The 14,027-nt window shown below is 40.4% G+C and carries 11 protein-coding genes; 4 read left to right on the top strand and 7 right to left on the bottom strand.

The features are described 5' to 3' along the window. Positions 1-117 precede the first annotated feature (117 nt). Positions 118-1,458 (top strand): H2O-forming NADH oxidase, encoded by a 1,341-nt coding sequence (gene nox, locus AC1EK3_RS02655; protein ID WP_480033621.1) that lies wholly within the window; start codon positions 118-120, stop codon positions 1,456-1,458. Positions 1,459-1,676: 218 nt separating this feature from the next. After that, on the top strand, positions 1,677-2,807 hold the full coding sequence (locus tag AC1EK3_RS02660; RefSeq protein ID WP_421790046.1) for a 4-hydroxybutyrate dehydrogenase: 1,131 nt from the start codon (positions 1,677-1,679) through the stop codon (positions 2,805-2,807). 108 nt (positions 2,808-2,915) lie between these two features. Here AC1EK3_RS02660 and AC1EK3_RS02665 read toward each other — a convergent pair whose 3' ends face one another. Further along, positions 2,916-4,994 carry a YhgE/Pip family protein gene (locus AC1EK3_RS02665; RefSeq protein ID WP_480033620.1) on the bottom strand — a complete coding sequence of 693 codons (2,079 nt, stop codon included), beginning with the start codon at positions 4,992-4,994 and terminating at the stop codon, positions 2,916-2,918. Then, positions 4,984-5,760, bottom strand: coding sequence for an ATP-binding cassette domain-containing protein (locus AC1EK3_RS02670; RefSeq protein ID WP_480033619.1), 777 nt, complete (start codon positions 5,758-5,760; stop codon positions 4,984-4,986). Before AC1EK3_RS02670 ends, AC1EK3_RS02665 begins: the two co-directional genes overlap by 11 nt. Positions 5,761-6,291: 531 nt before the next feature. Between AC1EK3_RS02670 and AC1EK3_RS02675 the strand changes: the two genes are divergently transcribed. Beyond that, on the top strand, positions 6,292-7,632 hold the full coding sequence (locus AC1EK3_RS02675; RefSeq protein WP_480033618.1) for a Na+/H+ antiporter family protein: 1,341 nt from the start codon (positions 6,292-6,294) through the stop codon (positions 7,630-7,632). Positions 7,633-7,910: 278 nt separating this feature from the next. Further along, complete coding sequence (locus AC1EK3_RS02680; RefSeq protein WP_480033617.1) at positions 7,911-10,334, top strand: hypothetical protein; 2,424 nt, start codon at positions 7,911-7,913, stop codon at positions 10,332-10,334. Between the two features lie 41 nt (positions 10,335-10,375). Here the strand turns inward: AC1EK3_RS02680 and AC1EK3_RS02685 are convergent, their stop codons facing one another. From AC1EK3_RS02685 to AC1EK3_RS02705, 5 genes are all read right to left on the bottom strand, one after another. Beyond that, a complete protein-coding gene (locus tag AC1EK3_RS02685; RefSeq protein ID WP_480033616.1) occupies positions 10,376-10,678 on the bottom strand; it encodes a hypothetical protein in 303 nt (100 codons plus the stop codon). A gap of 139 nt (positions 10,679-10,817) precedes the next feature. Beyond that, positions 10,818-11,657 carry a nucleotidyl transferase AbiEii/AbiGii toxin family protein gene (locus AC1EK3_RS02690; protein ID WP_480033615.1) on the bottom strand — a complete coding sequence of 280 codons (840 nt, stop codon included), beginning with the start codon at positions 11,655-11,657 and terminating at the stop codon, positions 10,818-10,820. Next, complete coding sequence (locus AC1EK3_RS02695) at positions 11,658-12,248, bottom strand: type IV toxin-antitoxin system AbiEi family antitoxin domain-containing protein (RefSeq protein ID WP_480033614.1); 591 nt, start codon at positions 12,246-12,248, stop codon at positions 11,658-11,660. It lies immediately after the preceding gene. Between the two features lie 184 nt (positions 12,249-12,432). Further along, positions 12,433-13,242: a nucleoside phosphorylase gene (locus tag AC1EK3_RS02700; RefSeq protein ID WP_415687776.1), complete on the bottom strand. Its 810-nt coding sequence runs from the start codon at positions 13,240-13,242 to the stop codon at positions 12,433-12,435. Between the two features lie 169 nt (positions 13,243-13,411). Beyond that, on the bottom strand, positions 13,412-13,978 hold the full coding sequence (locus AC1EK3_RS02705) for a LemA family protein (RefSeq protein WP_480033613.1): 567 nt from the start codon (positions 13,976-13,978) through the stop codon (positions 13,412-13,414). Positions 13,979-14,027 lie beyond the last annotated feature (49 nt).

The raw sequence follows: 14,027 nt of genomic DNA on the forward strand, positions 1-14,027 counted from the left end.
ACAATAATTTCAACAGAATTTAGCGAAATTAAATTAACTAAATTAAATTAATTTCAGCAGAATTCAAAAGAAATAAACAAAATTAAAACTAGATTCAACGACGAAAAGAGATTACCGATGACGAAGATCATTCAGATTGGCGCAAATCACGCCGGCACTGCCTGCGCTAACACCATTTTGAGCTACCCAGGAAACGAGCTTACAATTTACGATCAGAATAATAATATTTCCTTCCTTGGTTGCGGAATGGCTTTGTGGATTGGCAAGCAGATTCAAAGCAGCGACGGACTGTTCTACCAGAAGCCAGAAGATTTCGTTAAAAAAGGCGCTAAGGTAAATCTTGAAAGTAAAGTTCTCGACATTGATTACGCAAAGAAAGAAGTAACAGTCGAACTTAAAGACGGCACTGTTATTCACGATTCTTACGACAAGCTGGTTCTTGCTACCGGCAGCCTTCCAAACAAGCCTCGCATTAAGGGCATTGACTTGGAAAACGTGCAAATGGTAAAGCTTTTCCAGAACGCTCAAACTGTTATCGCTAAGCTTCAAGAGCGCGATTTTAATAACGTCGTGGTTCTTGGCGGCGGCTACATTGGCGTAGAACTTGCAGAAGCTTTTAAGCGCCTTGGCAAGAACGTAACTCTTATTGACATGGAAGACCATATTCTTAACGGCTACTTTGACCCAGAGTTTTCCGATAATTTGAAGCAAATTATGGAAGATAAGGGCATTAAGTTTGAACTTGGTCAAACTGTTGAAGAAATTGTTGGCGAAACTGAAGTAAAAGCTGTTAAAACAAGCAAAGGCACTTACGATGCAGACATGGTGATTTGCGCTATTGGCTTCCACCCAAACGTTGCGCTCGGCAAAGATCACTTAAAGCAGTATGCTAACGGCGCTTTCCTAGTTGACAAGAAGCAGCAAACTTCCGACCCAGACGTGTACGCAATTGGCGACTGCGCTACAATCTACGACAACGCTCGAGACCGCGTAAACTACATTGCGCTCGCTACTAACGCAGTTCGAAGCGGCTTGATTGCAGGCCACAACGTTTGCGGAACTCCTGTAGAAACCGAGGGCGTGCAAGGCTCTAGCGCAATGATGATCTACGATTACAAGCTTGTTTGCACCGGTTTAAGCTTGACCGCTGCTCAAAAAGAAGGCATGGACGTTGACTACGTTGATTTTGAGGATACTCAAAAGCCTGCGTTTATGGAAGTTGAGAATCCAAAGGTGAAGATTCGCATCGTTTACAAGAAAGATACGAAGGTTATTGTTGGTTGCCAGTTGGCTTCTAACTACGATATGTCTGCCGCAATTCACCTGTTCTCGTTGGCTATTCAGAAGAAAGTCACGATTAAGGAGCTTGCTTTGTGCGACATCTTCTTCATGCCTCACTTCAACCAGCCATACAACTACATTACGATGGCTGCCTACACTGCTTTGTTGAAGGGATGATTAATATCTGTAATCTTTGATGATTAATCTCTGCGATTAGCTTCTGCAATTAGCTTCTGCAATTAGCTCCTGCAATTAGCTTAAATCGCATTTATTAAACCAAGCAATCTGTTCTATAATGGAGCAGTTGCTTGGTTTTTTAATCATCCGCGCACAAAAACGCGCGCAAAACGCGCATATTAGCGTAAGACATGCAGATTAAAACAAAGGAGTCTAGGATGAAGCAGCTTTCTATTAAACCAACTATTCATAAGTTCGAGCAAGCACGCGACTTTGCGCAAGAATTCAAGCTTGGTAAGGGTGATTTGGTTATTACAAACCAGTACATTTGGGAGCCTTATTTTGGCGATTTGAATCTTGATTGCGACGTGATTTTCCAAGAGAAATACGGCAAGGGCGAGCCGAGCGACGCAATGGTTGATGCAATCGTTAGTGACATTCACACCACTCCAAAGCGCGTGATTGGCATTGGTGGCGGCACTGTTTTGGATATTTCGAAGGTTTGTGCGTTGAAGCAAACAAGCCCGCTTGAAGACTTAGTTGACGGCAAGATTCCTGCACAAAAAGGCGCGGATCTTATTCTTGTTCCAACTACTTGCGGCACTGGCTCCGAAGTTACGAACGTTGCCGTGTTCTCGCTTACTAAGCGCAATACCAAGAAGGGTTTGGCAAACGACGCTTGCTACGCTACGGACGCGGTTCTTATTCCAGAATTGTTAAAGAGCCTTCCAGATTACGTTTTTGCAACCAGCTCTATTGACGCTCTTACGCACTCGATTGAGTCCGCACTTTCTCCTATTGCAACCGAGCTTACAAAAATGTTTAGCTACAAGGCTTGCGGACTTATTTTGCAAAGTTATATGCGAGTTGTGAAGGAAGGTAGCAGCGCAAAAAGTCAAGTTGTAAGCGATTTGGTTTCGGCAAGTCTTTACGCTGGCATTGCGTTTGGTAATGCTGGCTGCGGTTGCGTTCACGCGATGGCTTATCCGCTTGGCGGCACTTTCCACGTGGCTCACGGCGAAACGAATGCTGCGCTTCTTACAAGCGTTTTGCGCTACTATGCTAAGCACGACGCTAACGAGAATAACGCAGAAAACACTGAGCTTTCGAAGCTCTTCGATTTCATGGCAAATATTCTTGAATGCAAGAAGGCAGACGTATTAGACAAGCTTGACGAAGTTCTTAACACGATTCTTCCTAAACACAAGCTTCACGAGTATGGCATGAGCGAGGATATGATTCAAAGCTGGGCTGCAAGCGTTGTCAAAGAACAGCAGCGACTTTTGAAGAACTCCTATATGCATATGGACGAATCTGCAATTGCTGAAGTCTACGCGTCTACTTTCTAAAGTCGGATAACGTATTTATAAAGTAACTAAATTAAACAAAATTCACTAAAAAATCCCCGCAACCAACAAGAGCTGCGGGGATTTTAATTATCGCGCCTACATGAACGCTTATGCATCAAGCGTTATTACAGGATGCAAATCAAACATTTTTACAGTACGCTTCATGCGGAAGGCAATACTTGTTATAGCAATCGCAATAACGCCGAAAAGCACAAGCATTCCAATGCCTGAAACTATTTCACCACTGTTCTTTCCAGACATTGCTTGACGCAACCCCATAATCGAGTACGTCATTGGTAAATATGGGTGAACAGCTCTAAAGAATGCCGGCGTCATTTGTACTGGGAACGTTCCTGCAGAGCTTGTGATTTGCAACATAAGTAGCACAATCGCAACTATTCGCCCTGGCATGCGGAACACCACCATAATCATTTGCATTATAGCCATAAAGACTATTGACGCTATAATCCCCAGCGCGTAGAATGCACCAACATTATCGATTTGGAACTTCAACGCTCCTTGAACAACGCCCATAAGAATAATCGCTTGCGCAACGCCCATAATCACAAACGGCGTCAAGCTAATAAGCGCGCTTTTAAGCGGATTCATGCCGTTTAGTATCGCTCGCCTATCCATAACTCTCAAAACGAATGTTGTCATAAGAGCACCAACCCAAAGGGCAATAGAAATAAAGTAAGGAGCAAAACCAGTTCCATAGTTTTCAACGTGCGAATACTCGTGCTCTTCCAAGGAAACTGGTGCGCTCATCATCTTACTTTTTTGAACAATACCGTTTACTTTTCCAGACTTTTGAGCATCTTTAAGCCCGTCATGCAATTTCTTAGCACCATCAACAAGCTTTGGAGTGTTATCAGATAGCTTCTTAGCGCCGGAATTAAGCTGATCAGAACCGTTCACTATTTTCGCAGAACCTTGTGCAGCTGCATTCACGCCATTATTTAGTTTCTCGCTACCGTTACTTACTTGAGCCAAACCGTCAGCAAGATTATTCGCTCCAGCAGCAAGCTTATTTGAGCCAGTATTAACAGCTTCAATACCTTGAGATATTGCGTCAGCACCGCCCTTTATTTGCAAGCTTCCTGCAGAAAGCTTGTCTGCTCCAGCGCTTAAAGCAGAAAGATTTGTTTCTAGAAGATTAGAATTTTCACTTAATCCTCCAGCCAAACCTTGCAAGCTAGCGAGCACGTCTTCCTTAGTAACTCTGGGATCTTGCGCTTGCATAAGAAGACCAGTAATTTGTGCTTTTGTTTCAGCGTTTCCAGCCTTAACGCGTTCTTCTAATTCGTTGCTTGAAGCTGCAAGCTTTTGAGCTCCTTCATAGAATTCGCTTGTCGCTGCCGATAGCCTTTGCGTTCCTTCGCTTAACTGTTGGGCTCCGTTTGCTAAATCTTGCGTTTTTTGTGCAAGATATTGCGCCCCTGCTTTACTTCTAGCGTTTGCTTTAGAAAGAGTATTCGCTCCTTGTTGAAGCTCACTTAATCCGCCTTGAAGTTTTCGCAAAGATTGTGAAAGTTGATTAGATCCATCTGCAAGCTTATTTATTCCGCCTTGCAAAGACTTTGAACCTTCATGCAATGCTCCAGCACCGTTTGCAGCAGCACCAAGAGAATCGGAAGCTGAATTAACTTTCGCAAACATGTGCTCCCAATACTCTTGAGCAATCGCCTCGCTAATCTCAGTACGCATAGTGCGGAAAGCAGTTTTACCAATTTGTGAAGCCAGCATATTGCTTGCTTGATCGTACTTTACGTGAAGTTTTGCTTTAGTTGGAGTATCGTATTGCGCGGAAGCAATGCACTTACTAAAGGAAGCTGGAATAGTTGCTACCATAAAATAGTTGCCATTTTTAAGGCCCTTATTTGCTTCAGCACTATTTACAAAATTCCATTGGAAACCTTCACTACCGTCTTTTTGATTCTTTAAACGAGTTTTGATTTCGTTTCCAATGTTTCGCATTTTGCCGTTAATCATAGCGCCATTGTCTTCAACAACAACAGCCACAGGCACAGTATCCAAAGTCTTATAAGGATTTGTAAATGCCCATAAGTAAAGCGATCCGTATAAAAGTGGAATCAAAGCTACGGTTCCAATAACAAGCTTTCGAGCTTTTCCTTTCATCGTATTGTTAATCTCACGAAATGCAAGAGCAATAGTACTAACGTGCATTGTTTTCACCACCGTTTGCTTCACTTGTAGCAAGTTGAGAATCAGTATGAGAATTTTCTGTTTTCTCATTATTTGGCATAAGTCTTAAGACTTGATCCGCTTGCTTTTCTAACTCACTTTGCAAAACTCCAACAAGGCAGGAGCAGTAGTTTTTGCTAACATATTCGCGAATATCGGAAAGTAAGCATTCGCGTTGCTCACTAGTAAGCTCCGTCTCAATTCCATCAACAAATAGCAGCCACGGTTGCTTTAATAATGCCAACGCAATTGCCAAACGCATGCGCTCGCACGGAGTCAACTCTCCTATTGCTGTTTCGTGAGGAGAAAACACTTTCCACTGAGCAAGGAGATTGTACGCATATTGGCGCAATGCTTCGCGATTTTTTACATCATTTTTATACTGTTCGCGAAATAGTGGCGAAGATGATGCGAGTTTTAGCTCACTCATCAAAGCTTCTTCTATTGTTTGCATTTTGTAGAATTCGTTAATTCCGTTGAATAATCCCAATCCCACATATTTACGTGATTTTTTAAAATCGTTAGGAAGAGTTGAGTCCGCAATAGTAAGAGTTCCGTTCGTAAATTTCATATAACCAGACAGTGCAAGCAGCAAAGCTGATTTTCCAGAGCCGTGTTCACCTGATATTGCAACGATTTGATGAGGCTCTACTTTTAACGATACGTCCCAAAATGGTGTTCTTCTAAATATTTGTAAGCCTAATTCTTTAGCTTCTAAAAGTGTTTTACTATCTTTCATAATTTGCATGTTTGACGCTTATTTATTAGACACAACGCAGTATCTAAATTTTGCTTAGAGCGCCAGGCATTCCTCCTTACTCTGAATAACTAATTTTTCAATTTTTGTTTTCAATTTTCAATTTTGTTGTTTGTGTTTGTTGTTTATTTTTAGATCTTCACAATTAGCAAAACAATTTTTAATTTTCACATTGCTTTACCGCTATTTTTCAACGATAAACTCACGTTGCAATGTTGCATAAAACGGTGTAAAACCGAGCATCCGGTGATTTTATTAATTCCTCACCTAACACGTTTCAGCGTACTCTTTTGGGTAAACAATTGTTAAGCTACTTCAATCTTTCTGTTGAATTGTTTATATTTCATCTTTAATTAAGAAACATGTTGTAAACACTTCCATGCTATATTGTCTTTAATTACTAAATGTAAGAAATACATATGTAGGAATACATATGCAAAAATACAAGCGTAAGCAATACGAAATAAAACGTATTGCTTCAAACAATATATTAAAATTCAAGCATTTAAAGGGGTGAACGGCATGCTAGGTTTGCAAATTTTAAATATTATATTTAATCCGGTTATTGTGTCGGTTGTAGTGCTATGCGCGCTTAGTCTTGCAAAACTTAATGTTTTGCTATCAATGATAGTAGCTTGCATTGCAGGTGGCATTGCCGGTCATCTTCCTCTTTTCGGTGACGGAAATCACACAATTATGGCTTTGCTTTGCGACGGTTTCTCAACCAACGCACAAACTGCACTCGCCTACATTTTGCTGGGTACTTTTGCGGAAGCAATTACAGCAACAGGATTAGCTCAAATTATTTCTAAAAAAATTAGCTCAATTATTGGCATGAAAAAGTACGCTCTACTTGCTGTACTAACTCTTATTGCATGCATGTCTCAAAATATTGTGCCTGTTCATATTGCTTACATTCCTATTCTTATTCCGCCGATTTTGCAAGTTATGAACAAACTTAAGATTGACCGCCGAGCTGCAGCATGCTGCACAGCTTTTGGTCTTGAAGTTCCGTATATTGCTATTCCGTTTGGCTTTGGTCTTATTTTCCAAACTGTTATCGCTACGAATCTTTCTAAAAATGGCATGAAGGTTAGTGTTGCAGACGTTAGTGCTGTGAACTGGTATTTAGGTCTTGCAATGTTTGCATCATTACTTTTTGCAGTGTTTGTGCTCTACAGAAAACCTCGCGAATACAAAACTACAGAAACTGACACTCGTGCCGCCGACGCCGTTGTCGGACCTCTTAATTTACGCCATTATGTGACTATTCTCGCAATTATTGTTGTTGTAGTAGTGCAAGTTATTAGTAAGGATCTTTCGCTTTCGTCTATTGCAGGTCTTGCAACCATGATTATTTTTGGAGCAATAAAGTGGAATGACATCGACAAGCAGCTTATGGGCGGCGTAAAACTCATGGGTCTTATTGCGTTTGTGATGCTCATTGCGGGCGGATATGCTAACGTGATCCAAGCGACAGGCGGAGTTGAGGAGCTTGTAAACTTTGGTGTAGCTTCTATGGGACAAAACAAACTCGTTGCTGCGTTTGTGATTACGATTATTGGTTTGCTTGTGACTATGGGCATTGGTACTTCGTTTGGTACGGTTCCTATTCTTGCGGTTTTGTTCGTGCCACTGTGCCAGAGCATTGGTTTCAGCACTCCTGCAACGATTCTTCTTATGTCTTCTGCTGCAGCTCTTGGCGACGCAGGCTCCCCTGCTTCCGATACTACGCTTGGACCTACTTCCGGCTTAAACGCAGACGGTCAGCACAGTCATATTTGGGATACTTGCGTTCCAACATTCCTTATTTTCAATATTCCACTTATGGCTGCCGGCATTGTAATATCGCAGTTTATTTAGCAGATTATTCCTGAGATTATCTACTAAACATCTCGTATTATTTAGCTAAATATTTAGTTGAATATTTAATAGAGATTAAGCATTTCGAAACATAAAAGTGTTTATTGATAAAATTATCGATAAACACTTTTATTCTTTATCAAAAACATTATAATGTAATATGCAAATTTCGAATTTATTATACATTTATTGTATATTTCGAAACAAAATAAAATAAATTTATTTAGGTATCTAGTTAGATGGTTGATTAGGTAGTTGATTAGAGAGTTGGGTGTTTTATGAATAAGGCAGCGAAAATTATTCTAACTTCGACAATGATGGGTATTGCAACGGCAGCTTGCGCAGTGTGCATGAGCCAAACCGCTTATGCTGCTGGCACTGATGCAAATAACATAAAAACAACTACCCCCCCCCCTGCCAATCTCACTAATCAAAATGATTTAAACAATAATAAAGCGACTAAAGATAACAAAACTGATAACAAAAATCGCGAAGCCACTACTGATTCAACAAGTACAACTGTTACAACAGGTAAGACCGTACAGCAAGATGCGCAATCTGGCATATTAGCATCTGGAACTGCAAATAAGAATGATATGCAGGTCAGCTGGCAAGTGACAGACAATTCTACGAACACTAAAGATGCTAACACAACATTGATGCATGAATATGGCAAGCGATTGAGTTATGACGCTGATAAACAGCAATTAGTTGCAAGCGAAGGCAATACGTCAGTTAGTGGCGAAGCGTCGAATGTTATTGCAAGAAAATATAACAATGTTACGTTACAAGTTACGGACGGCAATGGTGCAAAAAGTACTGTGAGTGGCGTTACAGAAACACCATGGATTTATAAGGATAAACATTCGAAGGACCTTTGGAACGAAATCAATGGCAATCAGATTGGTTCGTATAGTTGGGCAAAATTTGGCCTATCGCAAGTTATTGGCGGCGAAGGATTAAGCGGTCTGACTTATGATTTTAATTCGCGTAAAGTTTTGGGTACACCAACAGTTATAGATTGGGAAGAAGGCGAAACAAGCCGTAAGATTCCTGTATACATGGCTACAACGCACAAAGGTACTGATTCGGATTATATAACGCTGAGTGAATTGAAGGAATTTACGATCATCAAGCAAGAGCAGCCCAAGTCTGCTGCTAATGAGTTAGCATCGGGAACTGCAGCCGATAAGAACGGCAAACAAGTTCAGTGGCAAGTAATAAATAACGATAAAAATTCTGATACTGAACAAATGACTAGATACTCTAAGTATCTCAGTTACAATCCTGATAAGAACGAGTTGATAACAACAGTAAATGCTGCTCCGTTTACGGGAAAAGACGCAAATATTTCTGCAAGAAAATTCAGCAATATTACGCTAAAAATCACTAAGGACGGAAAAACAACAGAAGAAAACATTAAAGAAACGCCTTGGTTCTTCAAAGATCAAAATTCGCAGAAGATGTGGGACTCAATTAACAAAACAACAATTGGAACGTATACCTTTGCAAAATATAACCTTGAACAAAAAGTCGGCGGCGTAGGACTGGACGGCTTGAGCTACGACTTTTTGAATAAGAATTTTGATGGCGCTCCTACGATTGCCTGGAATGGCGATGAAAAAATCCGCGAAATTCCTGTGTATATAGCAGCAATCCATAAAGGTAAAGATGGTTCAAACTATATGACGGTAGGTGAATTTAAGAAATTCAAGGCGTATAAAAATAGGAATGATATTTTTGAAGGCGAACCTGGAACTAATCCTAAAACACAACAGAAGTATAAATTTAGCGATCTTGGCGACGATAATGCTAAACAGACCGTAAGAGGCATGTATGCTAATGGCCCGATTTATCTTAAGGCAGGCGAAACCAAAACTGTTCCACTCAAGTTTTATCTGGTAAATGACGACTATTCCCTTGGCGATGAAGTTACCGATGAGTTTATGAAGGTATTGGCTCCAGAGCCACACGAATCTCTGATAACAAAGGTTCTGCTTACCCGAAATCTGCAGACGTCTTTGACGGATATGAACGTGTCGTATGTGTTGCATACGGATTATTCGATTACATTTACGGCGAACAAAGATGCTCAGGTTGGGGATTCTTATAACACGGATGGATCTAAGTTGGACAATCTTCCAAGTACTCTTAGTCTATTGGAAACGCCAAATTATACCTATGAGCCGGGTATAACATTGCATAAAAAGGGTGATCCAGAGCACATATCATTTACTAATGCATTCTTTGATGTTATACAGCCTGATCCTAAACCAACTCCTAAGCCGGAGCCACCAAAACCGGAACCGCCAAAACCACCTGTTGTTCCGCCAGCACCGAAACCGGAACCTAAGCCGGAACCAAAGCCAGAACCGAAACCGACTCCTGTTCCGACTCCTGTTCCGACTCCTGTTCCGACTCCTGTTCCAACTCCAGAGCCGGAGCATGAGCCTATTCCAGTGCCTATAATTTCGGAGCCGGAACCAGTGCCAACGCCAGTGACAGAACCGGAACCAGAACAAGAACCAAAGCCAGTACAAGAAGAGACTGCTGAAGAAGCACCAGCTCCGCAAACGCACGAACCGCTTGCACGCACAGGCTCCGAAACCTCAACCATTGCAACTGCTGGATTAGCGTTCTTGCTGTCCGCTTTCGGCGCACTTTCGCTTAAACGCACGCGCATTGGCAAACACAGCAAATAACAAACACGGCAACTAAAAAACACAACTAGCGAATAACACAGCTAACTAATAAACGCCAGACGAGTTAAATAAACTCCCTGGCGTTTATTTTTTAACCACCAATCAACCAATCGCAAATCAGTCAATCCCAAAGTAGCCAATCGATGCAAATCTGCACTTAATGGCCACTTGCGCCAAACAGAATTCGCACCAACGCAGAAACCATACTGCACCAGTGTCTTAAAACGAGCAAAATCAGACACGCGTGCAGAAACCATACTGCGTGAGTGCCCGAAAACAGCCAAAATCAGCACTGCCTTCGTCTTTACTGACTCAGGCAGACCTCGCTTGCGTTGAAAGTCCACTGGACTTTCAACCCTGAGCAAGCTCGGCGCTCCGAGTTGCCTTCGCGCGCTATATCGCAGTGCTCAGGCAGGTCGTCGCGCACGTCTCCCAATGATTTAGAAAAGCCAGCAATCACTTCAAGTATTTTAATGCAAAATTCTATTCAACCAATTTCAACAACGCATCCAAACTTAGTAACACACTGCTAAAATCAATGTCTTTAGCATAAGAATATTTACGCTGATATGACAACCACAATAAAGAAAGTCTTTCATCACAAGCAATACTTTCATAAATAGATTTAAGATTATCTATAATATTTTCAGTTTTACGATTTTCACAAGTTGCATGAAAAGCACGCTTAAGAATTTCTCTATCAATTCCTCTTTTATGTGAAACAAGCAGCACGTGAACATCATAAAAATCTCTCATACGCGTATTAAGAATTCCGCGCGATAAAATGGTTTGTAGCTTTTCCGCAAGCACTGTTTCAATATTGTAAGAAAGAATAGAAATAGAACGGTCTTCCAACATCAGCTTATAGTCATATTCAATTGCACGTGGTGTAATAGTCGCTCCAGTAGAAACATCAATCTTTATTGGCGTTATCATTCTTCCAATACGTGAATCAAGCGCAAAACGAATACCTGGATATTCCATATCATCCATAATCTTCATAGCGCTTTTAATAGTAAAATCAACTCCATCGTCTATGTCTATACGAGATATATCCTTAATCATTTTTTTCGTATTCTCAAGAGACAAATCATACTTTTGAATAGTCGTATCTATATCCATAGTGGATCGCATAGAAATACCAAGCAAAGATGTTACTAGAACACCGCCTTTTACAATAAAATTGTTACGATATTTTGAAACTGACACACGCTCTAAGTAGCGTTCCATCATGTAAAGACGCATTAACACGCGAGGATCTGCGTTATTTTGTTCGGCGAGGTTTTTGATTCTACCTCTTATTTGTGCATCAGTTAAATTCACTTATAGTAACACCTCAAAATACTTGCGAACAACATTGTTTACTCTAAAAAGTTTCGCATATTCCATCAACAAATTGAGATCTTTGTCTGGTCTAGCAATATAAGATTTTAAGATTGTATTAAATTCCTGAATCTCAATTAAATTTCTGCTTCTAAACGCGTCACAGACAGTTCTTTCAAGATTATACATTGGCACTTTATTACCGAGATTATCCGTAACTAAAATCTTTCCAACTTCAAGCAATTCCTTTTTTACACTATAAACTTTCACATTGCACGACGCTTTCAGCCGATGAGCATTAAAACCACTGTAAACAGTAATAGTGTGAGTAATTGGCTCCATATCAACCAATCCATGATAAAAGAAAGCTTCGTCGTGAGAAAAAACAGCAGATGGTGAACGCTTATGAATAAGAAGCAACTCATCTACCCAGGAGTCTTTAGACGCGTATATTCCACCGCTTAACTGTTCTAGTTCATTATCTTTAACAAATTTATAAAACTTATATTTTGACAGTCCGCAAGATTTCGCTTCTTTTAAAGTAATCATATTGCTGCCATTAGCGTTTAATAATGTAGTGATAATAGCCACCGTCCTTTCGTGCATATATTGTAACTTATATTAGCACGATTGGATGAATTATATTAGATTTCACTATCCTACTACTATCACGATTACTATCACGATTTACGCTAATAGAATTCTGTGATTACCGCACAGCAATACTTTATGACATGTTTACGCTGATTCCATATGTAACATCAGCATAAACGTATCAGATGCGCAACACCGCTTCAATACAAAGCTCAAGCGCATACGCTTTAGAGTCTCCGCCCCAATTACGCTCATCATAATTTTCAACATCGTGCAAAGTATCTGCAGTGTAAAGAATTTCACCCCAAACAATCTCACGCATTTGCGCACAAGCCGCTAAAGCAGAACATTCCATTTCAACAACCGCGCACCCCTCCTGCTTACGGCTAGCAACTTTCGTCTTAGTTTCACGGAAAAACCCATCCGTAGTCCACGTCTTAACCTCATAATAAGGCAGATTGTGCGCTTGCAAAGTTTGTAAAATAGCACGCCTCGAGCACTCTGAAACATCAACATAACGACTTGGAGGCAAATAATGATAAGAAGTTCCCTCATCCCTTAAAGCTTTATACGGAACCAGAAAAACATTTTCTGCATAATCAACTAACGATCCGCAAGAACCAGCACTAACAACTTCCCTAACGCCGTAAGAAATCAACCAATCTAAGATCTGAACAGCAGCAGGAGCGCCAACTGGGGCCTGCACTAAGCAAATTTTTTGCGTTTCTTCTTCTACTTCGCTGTTTGTATTTTCTCTTACTTTTTTCTTTACTTTTTCTTCCAAAACATATATCGGGTATACTTTAGTTGCAGATTCAAAATTTGCTACAATCGTAGCTTTTCTACTTAAAGCATACTGATCGATTTCATCGCCTAAGAAAGCAAAAACCGCTTTAGATGGCAGCTGAACAGAAATATTATCGTGATTTGGCATAATAACCGCGCTTTTATCGGAATCATACTCTAAAATCGGCAAATCATATTCTGTCATATAATCAACTCCTTCATACGATCAGCTCCATCCTACAAGCAACTCAATCCTACATACAAATACACGCATTAGTATGCAAAAATCGCAAATCAGTCAATCCCAAAGTAGCCAATCTCTGCAAATTCGCAACGATTGGCTACTTCATACACTACCCAGCTCAATATTCCATCTAGCTCAGTATGCTGTCAATATTCTTCTTATTGCTTAAATCGTCCTCACTAAGAAAATCCATCTGCTTTATTCCGCTCAGGTTTGCAATAAGCGAGACTGGGAAGGTAACGATATTTTGATTAAGAATACTGATGTTACTATTAACAATTCTTTTTGCCGCCGCAAGCTGCTCATTTTCATCGTTTATTTCTTCCTGCAAGTTCAAAAATTGTTCAGATGACTTTAATTCCGGATAAGCTTCCGCCAAAGCATAAATCTTCCCTATTGCATGATTCTGGTTTTTTATTGCCGAACTAGAATCCGCTGAACCCAATCCCTCTCTTAAACTAACCAAATCCACTAATGTCGTTTTTTCATACTTTGCAAACGACTGCGCAACTTTAAGCATTTGGCAAATCGTGTCGTATCTTTTGGCAATCGCAATGTCAACGTTTTTCTGCGACTCTTCTATAATCACCCTATATTTTCTTAATCTATTTAAATTGCCAATAAACCAAGCAATAAGCACTACAAGCACTATTGCAATACAAATTAGCACAGTGTTCTCATCCATAACGTCACCCATAACGTCTCCTTTAGTTCTAGTATTTTCTACTTTTTTAGTTCGCTAGTAT

The sequence above is a fragment of the Gardnerella sp. C0026F2 genome, from assembly GCF_056590715.1.